This is a genomic window from Fulvivirga sp. (genome assembly GCF_040220315.1).
Taxonomy (GTDB): domain Bacteria; phylum Bacteroidota; class Bacteroidia; order Cytophagales; family Cyclobacteriaceae; genus Fulvivirga.
In genome coordinates this window covers 1-18,797 of record NZ_JAVJUY010000313.1, presented here as the reverse complement: position 1 = coordinate 18,797, position 18,797 = coordinate 1, and the positions used below count along the sequence as shown (strand labels likewise).

Annotated in this window: 17 protein-coding genes and 1 tRNA gene; 10 read left to right on the top strand and 8 right to left on the bottom strand. The window is 38.6% G+C overall.

The features are described 5' to 3' along the window. From RLO81_RS15820 to RLO81_RS15805, 4 genes are all read left to right on the top strand, one after another. Entirely contained in the window at positions 1 to 939 is a 939-nt protein-coding gene (locus tag RLO81_RS15820) for an Ig-like domain-containing protein (RefSeq protein ID WP_350113773.1), read from the top strand. Between the two features lie 4 nt (positions 940 to 943). Beyond that, a complete protein-coding gene (locus RLO81_RS15815; RefSeq protein ID WP_350113770.1) occupies positions 944 to 1,804 on the top strand; it encodes a hypothetical protein in 861 nt (286 codons plus the stop codon). A gap of 74 nt (positions 1,805 to 1,878) precedes the next feature. Next, entirely contained in the window at positions 1,879 to 2,328 is a 450-nt protein-coding gene (locus RLO81_RS15810; protein ID WP_350113767.1) for a DM13 domain-containing protein, read from the top strand. Continuing rightward, positions 2,328 to 3,212, top strand: coding sequence for a hypothetical protein (locus RLO81_RS15805; RefSeq protein ID WP_350113764.1), 885 nt, complete (start codon positions 2,328 to 2,330; stop codon positions 3,210 to 3,212). The genes RLO81_RS15810 and RLO81_RS15805 overlap by 1 nt, the downstream gene beginning before the upstream one ends. Positions 3,213 to 3,275: 63 nt before the next feature. Here RLO81_RS15805 and RLO81_RS15800 read toward each other — a convergent pair whose 3' ends face one another. From RLO81_RS15800 to RLO81_RS15790, 3 genes are all read right to left on the bottom strand, one after another. After that, complete coding sequence (locus tag RLO81_RS15800) at positions 3,276 to 4,136, bottom strand: hypothetical protein (protein WP_350113761.1); 861 nt, start codon at positions 4,134 to 4,136, stop codon at positions 3,276 to 3,278. 79 nt (positions 4,137 to 4,215) lie between these two features. Beyond that, entirely contained in the window at positions 4,216 to 5,013 is a 798-nt protein-coding gene (locus tag RLO81_RS15795) for a (Fe-S)-binding protein (RefSeq protein WP_350113757.1), read from the bottom strand. A gap of 19 nt (positions 5,014 to 5,032) precedes the next feature. Further along, positions 5,033 to 6,370, bottom strand: coding sequence for a 4Fe-4S dicluster domain-containing protein (locus RLO81_RS15790; RefSeq protein ID WP_350113754.1), 1,338 nt, complete (start codon positions 6,368 to 6,370; stop codon positions 5,033 to 5,035). Between the two features lie 84 nt (positions 6,371 to 6,454). Here RLO81_RS15790 and RLO81_RS15785 point away from each other — a divergent pair. Continuing rightward, positions 6,455 to 6,527: transfer RNA gene (locus RLO81_RS15785), tRNA-Phe, on the top strand. Between the two features lie 171 nt (positions 6,528 to 6,698). On the opposite strand, the gene RLO81_RS15780 is transcribed toward RLO81_RS15785, so the two are convergent. The 5 genes from RLO81_RS15780 to RLO81_RS15760 all read right to left on the bottom strand — a co-directional run bounded on the left by RLO81_RS15780 (position 6,699) and on the right by RLO81_RS15760 (position 12,272). Beyond that, positions 6,699 to 7,490, bottom strand: coding sequence for a pseudouridine synthase (locus RLO81_RS15780; protein ID WP_350113751.1), 792 nt, complete (start codon positions 7,488 to 7,490; stop codon positions 6,699 to 6,701). 23 nt (positions 7,491 to 7,513) lie between these two features. Further along, on the bottom strand, positions 7,514 to 8,077 hold the full coding sequence (gene scpB, locus RLO81_RS15775) for an SMC-Scp complex subunit ScpB (protein ID WP_350113748.1): 564 nt from the start codon (positions 8,075 to 8,077) through the stop codon (positions 7,514 to 7,516). A gap of 1 nt (position 8,078) precedes the next feature. Next, on the bottom strand, positions 8,079 to 8,459 hold the full coding sequence (locus RLO81_RS15770) for a TraR/DksA family transcriptional regulator (RefSeq protein ID WP_205722795.1): 381 nt from the start codon (positions 8,457 to 8,459) through the stop codon (positions 8,079 to 8,081). 126 nt (positions 8,460 to 8,585) lie between these two features. After that, positions 8,586 to 8,768: a hypothetical protein gene (locus RLO81_RS15765; RefSeq protein ID WP_350113743.1), complete on the bottom strand. Its 183-nt coding sequence runs from the start codon at positions 8,766 to 8,768 to the stop codon at positions 8,586 to 8,588. 93 nt (positions 8,769 to 8,861) lie between these two features. Beyond that, complete coding sequence (locus RLO81_RS15760; protein ID WP_350113740.1) at positions 8,862 to 12,272, bottom strand: lamin tail domain-containing protein; 3,411 nt, start codon at positions 12,270 to 12,272, stop codon at positions 8,862 to 8,864. Positions 12,273 to 12,353: 81 nt separating this feature from the next. Between RLO81_RS15760 and RLO81_RS15755 the strand changes: the two genes are divergently transcribed. From RLO81_RS15755 to mfd, 5 genes are all read left to right on the top strand, one after another. Then, positions 12,354 to 13,346, top strand: a complete 993-nt coding sequence (locus RLO81_RS15755; RefSeq protein ID WP_350113736.1) for an aspartate-semialdehyde dehydrogenase — start codon at positions 12,354 to 12,356, stop codon at positions 13,344 to 13,346. Beyond that, entirely contained in the window at positions 13,343 to 14,536 is a 1,194-nt protein-coding gene (locus tag RLO81_RS15750) for a class I SAM-dependent methyltransferase (RefSeq protein WP_350113733.1), read from the top strand. Before RLO81_RS15755 ends, RLO81_RS15750 begins: the two co-directional genes overlap by 4 nt. 192 nt (positions 14,537 to 14,728) lie before the next feature. Continuing rightward, a complete protein-coding gene (locus RLO81_RS15745) occupies positions 14,729 to 15,334 on the top strand; it encodes a Crp/Fnr family transcriptional regulator (RefSeq protein ID WP_350113730.1) in 606 nt (201 codons plus the stop codon). Positions 15,335 to 15,401: 67 nt separating this feature from the next. Then, positions 15,402 to 15,947, top strand: a complete 546-nt coding sequence (locus RLO81_RS15740; RefSeq protein WP_350113727.1) for a DinB family protein — start codon at positions 15,402 to 15,404, stop codon at positions 15,945 to 15,947. A gap of 61 nt (positions 15,948 to 16,008) precedes the next feature. Continuing rightward, positions 16,009 to 18,797, top strand: a 2,789-nt coding sequence (mfd, locus tag RLO81_RS15735) for a transcription-repair coupling factor (protein ID WP_350113724.1), incomplete at its 3' end; no start/stop codon positions are given.

The window sequence follows — 18,797 nt, the reverse complement described above, 5'->3', positions numbered from 1 at the left end:
ATGAGAAAAACAGTTTTTTTACTTGTCGTTGGGTTATTAAGTTCTTGCATCGGCACTGATGTAGTGAATGACCCCGAGGTTGGGGCTACACTTACTATCCAGGATGATGATCGCTTGGTGACATTGTTGGTTGGAGAGACCGAGCAGCTAACAGCTATATATACAAATGAAATTGGAATGGCTGAGAGTATTGAACCAACTTGGGTTGTTGATAACACCTCTGTTGCTAGTGCGAATAGCTCTGGACTTATAACGGCCAATAGCAAAGGTCAAACTAATGTGAGAGCAACATTTAATGGCGTGGAGAGCCCAAGTGTTCTAATTAGCGTTGCTGAAAGTGTTGATGACATCGTGAAGGTGCTCATTACAGAACCCGCAAAAACAAAAATTGGTATTGGAGAGACAATCCAACTAGAGGCAAGTGGATGGAATCTGAATGATGTTGAAGTTTCTGGCGGTACGGCTACTTGGGGTGTAAATAATGAGAACATCGCGACAGTTGATGATACCGGTTTATTGGAAGGATTATCAAATGGGGTTGTAGAAGTTGTTGCTACAATAGATGGTGTTAGCAGTGTGCCTTTGGAAATTGAAGTTGGATCAAACGCACTAACAGCTCAATTTGAAGGAAGAAGCGGCTATATAGCAGAAGGAACTGCCGTTTTAGATACTAATGATGACGGAGATTTAATTCTTACACTAAGTGATGACTTTAGAACATCGTTTGCTCTGGGTACATTTATTTATTTATCAAACAGTACGTCAGGATCTGAAACAAAAGGCGGGGGGTTACAACTTGCCGAAATAACCACCAATGGAGGAAAAACATTTAATGTATCAGAGATAGATTCAAGTGTGGCATCAGATTCCTATCGCTATGTAATTGTTTTATGTTTCCCAGCATCAATAACTTTTGGTTTAGCAGATTTTCAAAAATAAGCTCATGAAAAAATTAACACTATTACTAATTTTCGTATCAACTAGCTATTTCACGTTCGCAGGTGGCGGATGGCCGCAAGAAAAGGGGAAGGGCTATTTCAAGTTAGGTCAAAATGCTATCATAGCTGATAAGTTTTATGATCTCGAGGGTGAGATTATTGATATTACCACTATTAGTTTGTATACCACCAGCTTTTATGGTGAATTCGGAATAACAGACCGGCTGACTGCCATAGCCTATATTCCATTCTTTGTACGTAGTACATTGAATGAGCAAGAATTTCAGCCATCGGGAAATGTCATTCCGGGAGACGAATTAAATTCTTTTGGTGATACTGATCTTGGTATAAAATATGGTTGGACACCTGGTAAGAAAATAGCTTTTGCTACTACGCTGACTTTTGGATTGCCCTTGGGTAAAACGGCTGAAGGCACCACAGATACAGGTGCACCTAGAATTTTACAAACAGGTGATGGTGAATTCAATCAAATGCTATTTGCAGATGCCAGTTATTCGTTTTATCCCATTCCACTCTACACATCACTTGGTGTTGGCTACAATAACCGAACGGATGGTTTTTCAGATGAATTCAGATACAGTTTTGAGGTCGGTTATACGGTGTTCAAAAACTTTAATGCCGCATTTAAACTTTACGCGGTTAAATCTACCAATAATGGAGATTCCGGTGGTGGGGCTGGCAATGGAGTATTTGGGAATAATGTAGAATACATTTCTTACGGTCCAGAGTTTAGTTATACCATCAAAGAGCATTTTGGCATTACTTTATCTGCTGCTTACGCCACGGGTGGACAAAACTTGCTAGCATCACCTAATTATGGTGGAGGAATTTTCTACAAACTTTAACTTTCCGTTATAACCTCGTGATCTTTTCGTGATAACTCATGGCGTAGTTTGTATCAAACAAAAACAAATACGACATGAAAAAATTAGCAGTATTCTTTTTAGCCCTTAGTGTAGCTTTCGTTGGTTGCAGTGATGATGACAGTGAGACAATAACTATTGACAGCAGCCAACCTACAGGAAACCTTACTGTTCAGCAAACCGGTAGTTTTGTTGCTGAAGGTGGCACAAACAGTTCTGGTACGGTTGATATCGGAACAGATACACAAGGTGTACAATTTTTAAGACTTGGTTCTGACTTTGAAACCGCAGTTGCCACAGGGACAGTAGCGGTTTATTTATCTACTTCGGTTGTATACACCCCAGATCCCATGAACGGAAATCCAGATTTGAGACTAGTAGGCTCAGTAAATGAAAATGGCGAGGCCTTCTTTAAGCTAGAACCAACAGCAGAATCTAAATTCACTCACGTGATATTATGGTGTACCTCTGTTGGTGTACAGTTTGGTAATGCCGAATTGAACTAATGGTAACTGGTTTAAAAAAGGCTCTAATAAATAAGTACGTTGCCCCAATTCTTGGGGCCCTACTTATTTCAGTCGGCTCAGTAAATGCTCAGAGTGGCTGGACAATGAAGAAAGGGGAATATTTCTTTAAAGTGAATTACACCACAGGTTCTTCGGACAAATATTTCGATATAAACGGAATAGAGCGCACGACTGCCGAGTTTAGTCAAAGTAATTTCGGCATCTATGGAGAGTATGGGCTTACGGACAAAATAACCTTGCTTACTCATGGCCCATCATTCAGATCTCAATCATTTGAAACAACAGAAACTATATCGGGAATAGCAGATTTGCCAGTCGGTTTGAAATATAAAGTGCTTGGTGGTACAATTCCTCTTTCAATAGGTTTGGTTGTTGATATTCCATTAGCCAAGGCTGATAATTTTGCCAGCAATACTGAGATAGCGAATACAAGAGTGAACTTACCTACTGGTGATGGGGAATGGAATTATCGACTGACATTAGCGGCTTCGCATTCATTTTATCCTGTGCCCGTTTATATTTCGGCTTACAGTACCTACAACTATCGAACGGAATATGAAAGCACTTCCTTCAACGACCAGTTAATTGCCGGTGTTGAAGGTGGAGTAAATATTGCAGATAAAGTTTGGTTGAGTCTTTCCATACAGTTTCAAGACACTTTTGGTGATCCTGAAGTGGTTGATTTTGTGCGAGGCGAAGGCACCGAGTTTACTGCAATCAATCTAAGTGCTACTTATATGATCACTGAACAACTCGGAGCCAATGCTACGTTTTTCAGTTATAATGACTTAATCTTTGATCGGGTTAACCTATACAACGCCAATGTGCTCGGATTAGGTATTACCTATGAATTGAAAAAATAGAGGGTCAACAGCCTCTATAACTGCCCTGTATTTGCTCATGGAATTTATTCCGCAGGGCAGTTTTCACAAACCATTTAAGGCTTCAAGTAAATCTTTATCTGTTGGGTCTATCTGTAATCCCTTGGCAAACTCCACACGAGCTAACTCCTTCTCACCCAACCTCAAATAATACCTGCCAAGAGAGTAGTAGGAACTACATTGATTAGGGTATAATAAACAATTGAGTTGAAATACTACTTCGGCTTCAGCCATGCTAAATGAGGTAAAAAGTTTAAACCCATAAGTGTTCAAAACATACTTATTTTCAACTTTGTCCTTCCAGGCAAGAGCTAATTCATCTATTTGAGATGCTACGTATTCGTAGCCGTGAATTTTAAATAGTTCATTTAACTCATGTACAATTTGACAATTAGGCTCGTAGTTACCCGTCAATAATTCCATCATATCCTTCTCCAATATTGTTTTTGGAGATTCAACAATCCGGTTTATTTCAATGGAATCCTGATAAAAAATAAATGTGGGGACTCTGTGAATATTCAAGCCAACCTCTTCTCCAAACGGACTTTGTTTATAATTCTGGAACGTGTTGTCCAGACCAATTAATTGATATCGATCAAAATCAGCGGATTCTAATAATTTCAAAAAACGAGGCACTTCGCGTTTACTATCCCCGCACCAGGTACCTAGAAATATTTGAATGGAATCAACATTTTTCAGCTGAACCTTGAGCTTGCTAATGGGAGTGGAAATTTCAAATGTGTCGTAATTGGGGTTGAACCATTGACAAAAAGGTTCTTCATTCAATAACTCTCTATCAAATGAGCCTAATAGTTTAAGCTGACCTGTATTGTTGATTTTGATGAATTGCTGCGAATAGGTAGTAGCAGCCACAAAAAATAAAAGCAAAGTAAAATGGTGTTTCATGATTTTCGGTTTTATTCAAACCTAAATTCACCACCCTACTATGCTTGTTAACGAATTCTTAAATTTTGTTATCGGGTTGTTAAAGCCCTTCCGACTCTGCAATAAGTTCTGCCAAATCTTTCACCTGCACCTGACCTTCTTTTTCCTTGTTTTTCACGCCATCACTCATCATGGTTAAACAGAAAGGACAGCCTACCGCAATAGTATCTGCACCAGTTTCTAACGCCTCCTCAGTTCGGTCTATGTTCACTTCTTTATTTCCTTTTTCAGCATCTTTAAACATTTGAGCTCCACCTGCACCACAGCAGAAACCTTTCGTTTTGCAACGCTTCATCTCCACAAGCTCAGCATCAAGGGCTTCAAGTACTTCTCGAGGCGCTTCATAGATATTATTCGCTCTACCTAGATAGCACGAATCATGATACGTGATTTTTCTTCCTTTGAACTCTCCTCCGCCTTTTAAACCAACTTTTCCGTCATTGATTAATTGTTGCAGAAAGGTAGAGTGGTGTATCACCTCATAATTTCCGCCCAAGGCAGGGTATTCATTTTTTATGGTATTAAAGCAGTGCGGACAAGCGGTTACCACCTTTTTTACATTATAGCCATTCATTACCTGAATGTTGGAAACAGCCTGCATTTGAAATAAAAATTCATTCCCTGCTCTTCTTGCAGGGTCTCCCGTACAGGTTTCTTCAGGACCAAGTACTGCAAATGAAATGCCTACTTTATTTAAAATTTTAACAAAGGCCTTGGTTACACTTTTGTACCGATCATCAAAAGATCCCGCACAACCTACCCAGAAAAGTATTTCGGGGTTTTCTCCTGATGCCGCCATTTCGGCCATTGTTGGTACTTTATATGTCGTATCGCTCATAGTCTTTTCTAATTGAATTTTATGAATCAGCCTTTTCAGATTTTAAATCATTTGCCCAGTTAAATCGATCAGTTGGAGCAAATTTCCAAGGGGCAAAACTCGTTTCTATATTCTGGAACATGCTATTCCATGACGCTGGCGAACCAGACTCTTCCATGGCTACATATCTTCTCATTTCTAAAATTATCTCTAATGGATTGATATTTACAGGGCAAGCTTCTACGCAAGCATTGCAACTGGTGCAGGCATTAATTTCTTCTTTGGTAATGTAATCGCCTAAAAGTGATTTGCCATCTTCGAGTCCTTTACCTCCATTTTCAATGCTCGTTTGTACTTCATCCGCTCGGTCACGAACGTCCATCATGACCTTACGTGGAGAAAGCTTTTTACCTGTTTGATTGGCAGGGCATTCAGCTGTGCATCGGCCACACTCAGTACATGAATAGGCGTTCATGATGTTTTTCCAGGTCAGGTCATTTACATCTTTAGCCCCAAACCTCCCTACCTCCGCTGGTGGAGCAGCTGCCTGTTCTGTGTTAATTCCCAACATCATATTCACTTCATTAGTAACTGCATCCATATTATTCATTTCACCTTTAGGCTTCAAGCTTGAATAATAGGTATTAGGGAATGCTAGTGCTATATGCAAGTGCTTGGAATAGGTAATGTAGACAGAGAATGCTAATATTCCGATGATATGAAACCACCAGGCACCTCTTTCTACTGCTACTAACATAGTATCACCAAAGCCTTCAAGGCTAGGAATCAAAAAGCCACTAAAAAATAATGAACCTGTTGATGCGTATTGTTCGGGCAACCTAGTTTGCAAAATCTGATCTGAAGCATTCATCGTAAGGATGGCTAGCATCAGAATTATTTCGATAACCAAAATCAAATTACCATCCAATGTTGGCCATTTAGTCATTTCGGCAGCATGAAAACGTTTCACTTTCAAAACATTTCTCCTAATCAGGAACACCACACAAGAGAATAGAACTGCGATGGCCAGAAACTCAAATACATTCATTAATATGTTGTAGAATGGTCCTAAATACGGTGCGAAGAGCCTGTGCGTGCCAAGAATTCCATCTAATACAAACTCTAATACTTCTAAATTTATTACCAGGAACCCTACATAGATGAGTAAGTGCAAAAATGCAGGAATGATTCTTTTGAACATCTTTTGCTGGCCAAATGCCACTAAAAGCATGTTATTCAAGCGTGCTGATTTATTATCGGATAGGTCAACATCCTTACCCAATTGAATAGCACTTTTTATGTGTTTTATTCTTTTAGATAAGATGAACGCAGCCACACCGACTACAATCAAAAAAAGAACTTGCTGTAAGTATTCCATATAGAGTTATTTTTCTATCTATAATTTTACTAAAAATATTTGCGCCAAATGCAAAATTCAATAAGTTTGCATCCACTTTTAAAAGGTGCTGTAGCTCAGTTGGTAGAGCATCGGACTGAAAATCCGTGAGTCGGTGGTTCGAGCCCACTCAGCACCACCTCTAAACCCTTCAGATTTCTGAAGGGTTTTTTGTTTACAAACGCAACCAACTAATTTTTTCAGCACTTTTAACAACATACTCAAAAATAGCGGATCGGCATAAATATAGTATGCATGCACACTATATTTCTAGTAATTTAAAATAATTCTTGATTGCGGGTACGTAGGATTACTTCTTCTTATGTGGATTGGCACCCATGCCTTTGAGTTTGGCAATTTCGCGTTCGTTGAGATAGCGCCATTTGCCTCTGGGAAGATTGGTCTTATCTAAAGTCGCATACACCACTCGATCTAATTTTTCTACCTGATACCCAAAATGCTCAAAAATCCTTCTTACAATACGGTTTTTACCCACGTGAATTTCCAGTCCTAATGTTTGTCTATTCTCTAATAGGGCGACTTCGTCTATTTTAACAGAGCCATCCTCAAGCTCTATCTCCTCATTCAGTTGTTCAAAATGTTCTTTTGAAATTGGTTTATCTATCTCAACCCTATAAATCTTTTTTATATTATTTGAAGGGTGAGAAAGCTTTACGGCCATTTCTCCATCATTGGTAAATAACAGTAATCCGGTGGTAGCCCTATCTAGTCGGCCTACAGGATATATTCGCTCTTCGCATGCGTTCTTAACCAGATCCATAACCGTTCTTCGGTCATGTGTATCCTCTGTGGTAGTAATGAAGTCTTTTGGTTTGTTGAGCAGAACATAAACCAATTTTTCAGATTGAAGTGCTTTACCTTTGTACTGCACCTTATCCCCCGGCTGCACTTTAAATCCAAGCTCAGTAATTACTTTGCCGTTTACTTTGATATCGCCTGATTCTATAAGCTTATCAGCTTCTCTACGCGAGCATACGCCTGCATTTGCTATGAATTTGTTCAAGCGAATTGGCCCTGATTCAGCTTTTTCAGTTTTAAATGGTTTAGATTTTCCTTTGTTTGGAGACGGTCTTTTGGACATGTGCAGTAAAAATTTACTGCAAGTTAAGAATCATTTTCTTCTCCAATGGTATTTTCTGCTTGCGCAAAATCTTTTGGAGTTGGTAGTTCATTGAGATTGTTGATGCCGAAGTATTCCATAAACATATCGCTGGTGCCATAAAGAACTGGTCTGCCAATTGTTTCAGCTTTACCTTTTATCTCTACGAGGCCTTTTTCTAAGAGTTTATGAACGGCATAATCGCAATTTACTCCTCTAATGGCTTCCACATCACCTTTTGTAACGGGTTGTTTATAGGCTATAATGGAAAGAGTTTCAAGTGCCGAAGTAGACAACCTCCTTTTTGATTGTTGTTTTAATAATATGCCAATGCTGGCTTGGTAGGCTGCTTTGGTCATAAATTGGTAGCCACCAGCAGAATGGGTCAGTTCAAAAGCATATTCCTCAGTCTCATATTTCTCACTTAATCTGGAAATGGCATCTTCAATGTCTTTTTGAGGGACATCTGCTTCAAACATTTCTGTTAGGCAATTTTTGATGTCGCCCACCTTTATTGCTGTGGGCGAACAGAAAATGAGCGCTTCAATATGATTTTGCAGGAAGTCCAACTTAGCTCTGCTGGCTTAACTTGGCTTCAATTGACTGCGTAGTATGAGGTACAGCTCTTAACCTTTCTTTTGAGATAAGCTTGCCAGAAACCGAGCAGATACCGTACGTACCATTCTTTATTCTGATAAGGGCACTCTCAAGATTATTAATGAATTTTTGTTGTCTGGCAGCTAGCTGGCTCAGGTTTTCTTTCTCTGCTGTGTCAGCCCCATCCTCTAAAACCTTTGTGTTACCAGAAGTGGAATCTGTTCCTTCGTCATCACTTTTATTAAGTGTGCCTTTTAATATTTTTAACTCGTTTTTTGCCTTATCTAGTTTTTCAAGAATTAATTCTTCAAACTCCTTTAATTCGGCATCTGAGTATCTCGTCTTTTCTTCCATTCCCTTGTTGTTAAGTTAGTAGTGGTTTGCCATTTGGCGCCTAAAAATAATTTAAGCAATGCAAAACAAAAAAGATTATCGAGAAATTAATGCAATTAGGGAAAAAATGTGAGTTGTCTGGTTGAATTATGTGTTGGCCTGAAGAGAGCGATCAATTTGCATATTGGCCTTTATTCTATTAAGGCGTTGTTTAATAGATTTTACATCCATATTAATTCGATACTTCATACGAATGTATCTGCGTATGGCCTTTGGGTTTTGGCCTTGCTTGGCGAGTAGCGTAATTACAGAATCAATAAGACAATCCATACCTTATATACTGAAATTAGGCACTATAAGTTCGGTTATTGCGCATAGAAAATTGAATTTCTGATTAGTGTATCAATTAATCTTAACTTACTACTAAAACTTAGCTCCAATAACTACTTTTTCTTTGAATTCCTGCACTTGTCCGGTGCTACTGAAAGCTTCTGCATAAATGATGTAGTAACCCACACGTACTCGTTCACCAGCATTGTTTGAACCATCCCAGGTATAAAACCCTTCGGTGTTCACAAAGTCATTTTGAGCAATGGATTTAATTTCTCTACCATTAACATCTAATATGGTAATGGTAAGCGCATAGCCCGCCAGATCGAAGGAATAAGAAATAGTCGTAAAATCAGCAAGGCCATCGCCATCAGGCACAACTACTTTAGGCGAGATGGTTAATTGGCCTTGCGAAGTTGGTATTTCAGACCTACTGCTTGAGTTAATATATCCGGGAGTTGCAAAATCTTCTGAGGAAGATGCCGAAAACCAGTTTTCTGGATCATTCGCAGAGGCAGATATTGAGACACGTTCTAATGACACGCCATCAACATCATTGAATAATGGATTATGAAAATCTTCACTATAATTGAAGAATTCGGCAATGACAGAGTCGGTATTCATGAGCGCAACCAAGCCCTCTTCATTAGGGTAGCTAGGTAGCGAGCTTATTTCAATGTAGTTGGCGGGGTCTGATTTAGGATATTGATTGGCCAGTAAAAGTCCATCTGTTGTAATAGCCATATAACGTTGAGGGCCGATGTAATTGGTTTGGCTTCCAATTTCTCGAATGGTACCTACTTCAATTTCATTCCCAACTATTTCGCCATTGGTTAATTTCCAACCTTCAAGGCTAATGAACTTGTTGCTTGAATTGTACAATTCAACAAAATCAACTCCGCCTGATCTGGGATTAAAGAGAATTTCATTCAAGTGTAAATCTGTAAGTTCGCCTTTTTCTATGAGCGAAAATTCAGCAGAATTAGACGCATCGGTTATTAGATTTCCAGGGCAGTCGGTAAGGTTGTTAAATGTGATAGAATAACTAATGCCACTTTGAAGAGGAGTAGACTCATCTAATATGACATATACGTGAAGTAAATTCTCACTTACCCTTCTATTAACTTCGAGATTGTTAGATAGAGTAATGGTTGAGGTTTGAATGGAATTCGCATCCAAAATTTCGTTAAATGTGACTAAAATAGAATCCGGGGATATGCCAATGGCGGAGATTAATTCAGGCCCCTGATTATCAGAGATCTCACTGAATACGGAATTTTGTTTTCCGGGAGTGCCGCCAGAGGAATCTTCAGTGGCAATCCAATTCAGGTTATCGCTGCATGGATCATTCAAGTCAATTATTTCCAATGAAAAACCGCCATCATCTTTAATGGAACTTCTATACCATGATGAAGTGTAGTTAACTGAATCTAACAGAATGCCAGATTCATTTTTTAGCGTTAACACATCACCTGAATTGTTTAAGGAGGGTAAAGAACTTAATGAGATAATATCGATGTCCGAATCAAATAAAGGAGCATTTTGGCTGCTTGTAAGAATCGCATAATTAGTTGGTTCTAGCAAAGTGTAGGGTAAAAATACTGTGGTTGAGGCATCTGAAAACGACCAATCACTAAGGATAAGTGTACTATTTGTACGGTTATATATCTCGAGATATTCAGCGTTTGGTAGGGTTGTTTCAGCATTTGGATTAGCCATAATTTCCGTAATAATAACATCCTTAAAACTCAGGTCAGGGTTCTCGATATACTGGAAGTCGATTGAATTGGGGCTTAAGTCATTGCTCGTACAGTCTGTAACTCCTGTAATGGCTAATGTATAAGTTGTTTCAGTTTCTAGTGCAGGTGTTATTTGTATTGATAATTGATCGCTATTTATTCTTTCGAATTGAACTATGGAAAAACCTTCCAAATTAAAACTGGATAGATTCAAAGAAGCAGAATCCAATGGTTCAGAAAATAGAATGTTTATTTCCGTTGAAGATACTGGTAATGCTTGTTCAATAGAAGGGGCATCATTTCCGTTCGTAAGATCATTAATGGAGTTTTCACTTCCGGGTGTACCACCTTCTGAACTATTAGATGCAGCCCAGTTTTCAATTCCCCCGCAGACATTATTCGGGTTAATTAATTCTAAAGTAAATCCACCCTCCGATTTATCTTCATCCTGATACCAACTGCTGGAATAATCAACATAATCAATAAGCACATCACTATCATTTTTTAAGGTGAGTTGATCCCCTGTATTATTTAATGAAGGTAAACTCGAAACACCAATTACATCACCAAAGTCTGTGAATAGACTTAAGTTGGCGTTACTTGTAATAGTAAGATACCCGTTTGGAGGCAACATATAAGCTGGCAATACAGCAGTGCTGGTGGCATCTGAGAATGTCCAATTAGCCAAATCAAAGGTTTTATCAGACCGGTTATATACTTCTATAAATTCTGCTTCAGGTAAGCCAACTACAGGAGTAGGATCAGCCAATATTTCGTTGATTATAACATCTCTTAGTTCGGCAATATCAGGGATAGAATATGTAAAAGCTACTACTTCAGAACTGATGGCGTTCCCATTTAAATCTTCAACACTATTAATTGTCAAATTATAACTCGCTTCAATCAAGTCAGTACCGAATGTTAGTGTTACTTGATTGCTAGAAGTTTTTGATGTGTTAGCGGGATTACCATAACCGTTATCTAGTGAATAATTGCTTGTTAATTCTGAGCTTATAGTTTCAACACTCTCATTAAAAGTTAATATTAGTTGATTTGGCTCAACAACTTCAATATTTGTGATTGAAGGAGGTGTGGTATCGGTGTTTGTGGCTGTAACTGATACGTTGTCAAAAAAGAAGTCTTCATTTCTTGTTGATGTATGCTGGACTCTAAATCCAAAAAAGTCGCCTGTTACAAATTCAGTATCGTTAATTGAACCAATTGTAGCATAAGAAGTTCCACCTGATGGATCAGCCTCTAGCAACCAGTTGCCAAGATCATCTCTAGTGACTCTTACACTAACGTTGATAGAGGCTGCAACAGAAGGGCTAGGGTCTGTGATAAGGGCAGTACCAGAGCTCGTTTTGAAAAAGTCGATACCATCATCACTGCCAGTTTTGCCTAATCGAATGAAGTAACCTTGTGGTGAGGAGTTTAAATCCGAATCATTACTTACTAAATAGATTTCAATATTGTTATCACTGCTTGGTCCAAATCCGTATCTGGCTTTGAACTCCCATACAACCTCATTTCCGGATAATAAAGGAATATTTTGTGTGGCTATGCTCAATGTAGCATTGGCTGCTGGTCCTGCTGATTGAAGCTCACCTGCGTTTACCTGAAAGTCTGCTCCATTGCCAGACGCATTAGAAGAAACCCATACCGGATTAGCCGTAAAATCACCATCGCTAAAATCATCTGCAAACTGCGAAAAGGTATATGTTGTTGAAAATAATAGAAAGAAAGAGAGTAAATGTCTTTTCACGGATGTTAACAATTGGCAATTCTAAAGGTCAAATGTACTACTTTTGCTAAGCTATATACAAGAAGTTATTATTAGTAGATTATGAAATTAGCAGTTGTAGGAGCAACAGGGCTCGTTGGACAAGAGGTTTTAAAAGTTGTACAGGAAAGAGGATTTGAATACGATGAACTTTATCTAGTAGCATCGGAAAGGTCTATTGGTAAAAAGATTGAATACAACGGAAAACAGCATGAAGTAATTGGATTGGAGCAGGCTGTTTCTTTGAAACCGGATATTGCCATATTTTCAGCAGGGGGAAGTACTTCGCTTGAATGGGCACCCAAATTTGAGGCTGTTGGCACAATTGTTATCGATAATTCAAGTGCCTGGAGAATGAGCCCGAAACATAAACTTATTGTGCCTGAAGTGAATGGCGAAGTTTTGAGAATTGATGATAGAATTATTGCTAACCCGAACTGTTCTACCATCCAAATGGTGTTAGCACTAGCTCCTCTGCACAAAAAATACAAGATTAAAAGAATTGTAGTTTCTACTTATCAGTCGGTTACAGGCACCGGGAAGGCAGCTGTAGATCAATTGATGAGTGAACGTAATGGAGATAATTCATCCAGAGTTTACCCACATAAAATAGATATGAATGCATTGCCTCACATAGATGTATTTATGGAAAATGGCTACACCAAAGAAGAAATGAAAATGGTGAATGAGACCAAGAAAATCCTTCAGGATAATACCATTCAGGTAACTGCCACTGCGGTGAGACTGCCTGTTATGGGAGGGCACTCTGAATCTATTAACGTGGAATTTGAATCAGATTTTGACGTGGCTGAAGTAAGAGAAATTCTATCAAAATCTGAGGGGATTGTGGTCAAGGATGATGTGTCCAATAATGTGTACCCTATGCCGCTGGATGCTCACGGTAAGGATGAAGTTTTTGTTGGCAGGTTAAGAAGAGATGAGTCTCAGCCAAACACTTTGAATATGTGGGTGGTGGCCGATAACCTTAGAAAAGGTGCAGCTACCAATGCTGTTCAGATAGCAGAGTTTATGACAGTTAATAATCTGGTTTATTGATTGAAGAACTGCTTAAACCTAACGTTCAGAAATTCATTAAAGCAAATGAAAATGCCGACCCGTTTGATTTATCACTAAATCATAAGGAGGTTGAAGGCGTTCCCATTCAGGAAATAGCTCAGCAAATTGCTGCCAGAAAAAAGGCCAAATTAAAACTTCCGAGTTGGTATACTACTAACGATATTATCTATCCACCTAAGCTATCAATTGAACAAAGTTCATCGGAATTAACGGCTAATTATAAAGCCAGCCTTGTACAAGGAAAATCATTTGTAGACTTAACAGCCGGTATGGGAGTAGATGCCTGGGCATTTTCAAAACAGATTGACAATGGGGTTTGTGTTGAACAAAGCAGTGAGCTGGCAAATATTACTTCTCATAACATCAAGACATTAGGGGTTCAAAATGTTTCTATAGTAAATACACTAGCGGCAGAATTTCTGGCAACCAACAAGCAACAATTTGATCTTGTCTATCTTGATCCTGCCCGCAGAGATAAGCATGCAAGAAAGGTTTTTACGTTGGAGGATTGCACACCTAACATTATTGAATTATTGCCAAACCTAAAAAAGCATGGCAAACAGACATTGGTAAAAACAGCTCCTTTAATGGATATAGACTTATCAATAAAGTCATTACCCGGAGTAAGACATGTGTATGTTGTTTCTGTCAATAATGAATGCAAAGAAGTACTCTATTTGATTGATTCAGTGGCTCAGGCTGAACCTATTATTACAGCAACAAATCTTGAACCGACTAACACCAGTGAATTTGTATTTACTTATCAGGAAGAAGCAACTGCTGAAATTCATTTTGGACAACTAAAAGCCTATCTCTATGAGCTGAATGCATCGATAATGAAAGCAGGCGCATTTAAGACAGTGGCTGCGAAGTTTAACTTAGAGAAGTTACATGCCAACACTCACCTATATACTTCAGTAAAACTTATTAATGATTTTCCTGGACGGATGTTTAGTGTTAAGCACTTGATTAATTACAATAAAAAAGAGTTTAAACAATTGGGGATTAAGGAAAAAATAAATGTGTCAACCAGAAACTTTCCCGATACCCCTGAACAGATTAAAAAGAAACTCGGATTACAAGATGGTGGTGATTACTACCTATTCGGATTTACGGATATCGATAATAAAAAGAAGCTGGCTATTTGTACTAAAGTGAGTAAATCTTAGTCAGTACTTCATAGATTACAAAAAAGAGCAAAGCTGCAAAGCCATAAACCTTGATCACCTTCTTTCGATTTTGCCTGTCCTCCCACCACAGCATATACCACGGTCTAAATAAACCAATGAGCAAAAACAGGAGGCTGACAAAACAAGCCGCAAGACTTATGTCTGCAAATAATTGCATCTTATTTATCTTAGATGTTAGAATTCATTATCGATATCATGGAAGTTACTATTTACGATGCATTAAAAAAACGAATTGAATCCTTTACTCAAATATCGGATGTCGAATGGGCTGATTTCTCTTCGAAATGGAAACTTAAGGAGTTCGATAAAGACGAATATGTATTAAAAGCAGGGCAAGTAGAAAAATATTTCTATTTCATTTATGAAGGTTGCCACAGACTTTTTGGAGATAAAGAAGGGGAGGAAATTAACGTTGGCTTTTCTTATAATAATGAATTTTCAGGTGTTTACGATTCATTTTTGGCTCAGCAACCTTCCGAAACCTATCTTCAATCTATTTCAAAGAGTGTAACGCTTCGAATTACCTATGATGATTTGATGGCTCAATTTGATAAGTACAAAAGTGTGGAGCGCTGGGGGCGTGAGTTTAATGCAGCTATGCTTATTCTAATGGCCAGAAGGCAGGTGGAATCTAGATCTTACAGCGCAGAAGAAAAATACACCAGATTAATGAACCAGAGCCCACATATATTTCAGATAGTACCATTAAAGTACCTTGCCTCTTATCTGGGTATGACACCTGAAACACTAAGTAGGTTAAGGAAGAAAGTTAAATAGACGAACTTGATTTAGATCAATTCAGCTCACAGAGCATCTTACTAGTTTTGTCAAAAACAAACGAATAATGGCAACATTCAACAAACAGGAATTTATTGATTCCATGTTAAATAAAATAGACGAACAAAAGACCTTTATTAATAAAATAAACAAACAGCCTCAGGAAAATTTAACTAAAAAGGCAGATGAGAAAAGCTGGAATGCCCTGGAATGTGTAGACCATATGAATAAGGCCATGAGTTTATACACCGATCAAATGAAACCACTCAAGTTAATAGAAGGCGTTGAAGAGGAGGTGAAAATTGGATGGAAAGGAAAGTTCTTCGCTGAGGGTATGCGCCCAAAAGGTGAAAAGATATCCTATAAAATGCCTACAACAAAAATCTTTATTCCTGCTTCTAAAACAGCCGATGAAACACTAAATTCTTTTCTTCAAACTTTGGAGTGGTCAAAAGAATTTTTGGAATCTAACCGCTCAAAAGAATGGAAAGGGAAAAAGGTTACTTCGGCATTGGGGCCATTGGTAAAGTTTAATCTGGCAGAGGCCTTTAATTTTTTACTTGCTCATAATGAAAGACATATCCTCCAAGCGCAAAAAGCTATGAATAGCTAGAAGAATCTCTACGATCTTTAGGGTATTTGGCTACATTTGCAGCCCAATTTAAAAGGAACTGTTGGAAGCCAAAGAATTATTAAAGCTTTACAAAGCTGATGGCATCGTCCAAACATTCGCTGAAAAAACCAAAGCGAACCAGGAGCAGTACATCCAATTAAAAAAAATTACAGGAAGTTTAGATGCCATTTTGGTGGCTTGTGCATACCAAACAAATCACCAAAATCACCTAATTATTTTGCACGACAAAGAGGAGGCTGCCTATTTTCATTATGATTTGCAGAACCTTCTCGGGGGTAAAGAAGTTCTTTTTTTTCCTACTTCTTATAAAAGGCCATATGAGTTTGAAGAAACAGAGAATGCTAATGTCCTTATGCGGGCTGAGATTCTTAACCGGGTAAACCACAAAGCATCATCAGGCGAAATAATAGTTACTTATCCCGAAGCCCTTACTGAAAAGGTGATCAATAAAAAGTCGCTTTCTAAGAACACATTCAGTGCTAAAGTGGGTGAGCAAATTGACATCGAATTCTTTAGTGAGCTTCTTACCACTTACGATTTTGACAAGACTGATTTTGTGTATGAAGCAGGCCAGTTTGCGGTAAGAGGAGGAATTTTAGATGTGTTCTCATACGCACATGATTTGCCGTATAGAATAGAGCTTTTTGGTAATGAAATTGAGAGCATAAGAACGTTTGACCCTAATAGTCAACTATCTGTTGATAATGTAAAGGAAATTAATCTAATCCCGAATGTACAGACCAAACTTGTGCATGAAGAGCGGCAAGGATTTATAGATTTCCTTCCCAATAACACCAAAGTTTGGTACAAAGACTATCAGCATACGCTGGATATTATTGATGCGTATTTTGATAAAGCTTCACAAAACTTTGGAGACATACTGGAAGAAAGTGGCAAAACTCAGGTAGTGCTTAACCCCGAAGATTTATTTGAGAACTCTAAAACCTATAAGAGTCAGCTAAAGGAAATTACTCAAATTGAGTTTGGCAATCGGTTTTACTTTAAAAATGCCGATGTCATCGAGTTTGATTCTGAACCTCAACCTTCCTTCAATAAAAACTTTGAGCTTTTAGTAAAAAATGTGAGTGAAAACCAAACGCAAGGGTTCACCACACTAATTGCATCTGATTCTCAGCGCCAGCTAGAAAGATTGGAAGATATCTTTGAGGAGATCGATTATCAAACCAAATTTCAAGGGTTCAATATCAGTTTACGGGCTGGCTTTATTGATAAAGTTTTAAAAATTGCCTGCTACACTGATCATCAAATATTTGAGAGATTTCATCGGTATAAAACCAAAGACAAGCATTCTAAATCAAAGGCGCTAACGTTAAAAGAGCTAAAAACATTACAGCCTGGAGATTTTGTAACCCATATCGACTATGGTATAGGAAAGTTTGCCGGTATGGAACGGCAGGAACATGATGGCAAAGTTCAGGAGTCTGTACGTTTAATATATCGTGATGATGACTTGCTGTATGTGAGTATTCATTCACTCCACAAAATATCAAAGTATTCAGGCAAAGAAGGAACACCTCCATCAATTAGTAAGCTCGGCTCACCTGAATGGGAGAATAAAAAGAAAAAGGCGAAGAAGCAGGTGAAGGATATCGCTAAAGACTTGATTAACCTGTACGCTAAAAGAAAGCAAGCACCCGGTTTTGCTTATTCCAAAGACAGCTTCCTACAGGCAGAGTTGGAGTCATCTTTCATTTATGAAGATACTCCCGATCAGGCAAAAGCCACCGCTGATGTGAAAGAAGATATGGAGCAGGCGCACCCGATGGATAGGCTTGTTTGTGGAGATGTAGGCTTTGGAAAAACAGAAGTGGCAATACGAGCAGCTTTTAAAGCAGCAACTGACAATAAACAAGTGGCAGTGTTGGTGCCAACTACCATTTTGGCGATGCAACATTACCGAACGTTTACTGAACGACTTGGTGATTTGCCGGTGAGGGTTGAATACATTAATAGATTCAGGTCGCCACAAGCCATAAAGGAAACACTTAAAAGAGTGGCCAGTGGAGAAACGAGCATTTTAATAGGCACTCATAGAATTGTTGGCAAAGATGTGAAATTCAAAGACTTGGGCTTAATGATTATTGATGAGGAACAAAAGTTCGGTGTGAAGGTGAAAGAAAAGCTGAAAGAAATGCGTGTGAATGTGGATGCTTTAACATTAACAGCTACTCCGATACCAAGAACTCTGCATTTCTCATTAATGGGGGCTCGGGATTTAAGTGTTATTTCAACACCTCCGCCTAACCGTCAACCTGTTACTACTGAGATACATACATTCAACGAGGTAGTGGTGAGAGATGCCATCAGCTTTGAATTGCGTAGAGGCGGCCAGGTATTCTTTGTTCACAACAGAGTAAGTGATATTGAAAGTGTAGGTAATATAATTCTTCAATTGGTGCCCGATGCCAGAATTGGTATTGCACATGGGCAAATGGATGGCCAGCGTTTGGAGAAGACCATGATGAAGTTTATAGAAGGGGAGTATGATGTTCTTATCTCTACCAACATTATAGAATCAGGGTTGGATATACCAAATGCCAATACCATAATTATTAATCAGGCACATATGTTTGGCTTATCTGACCTTCATCAAATGCGAGGGCGTGTTGGTAGAAGCAATAAAAAGGCCTTTTGTTATTTGCTTACTCCACCAACAATAGGGTTGTCGTCAGAGTCGCGTAAAAGGTTGGGTACATTGGAAGAATTCTCTGATCTAGGAGATGGATTTAAAGTGGCCATGAGAGATTTGGATATTCGTGGTGCCGGAAATCTACTTGGTTCGGAGCAGAGTGGGTTCATTTCTGACTT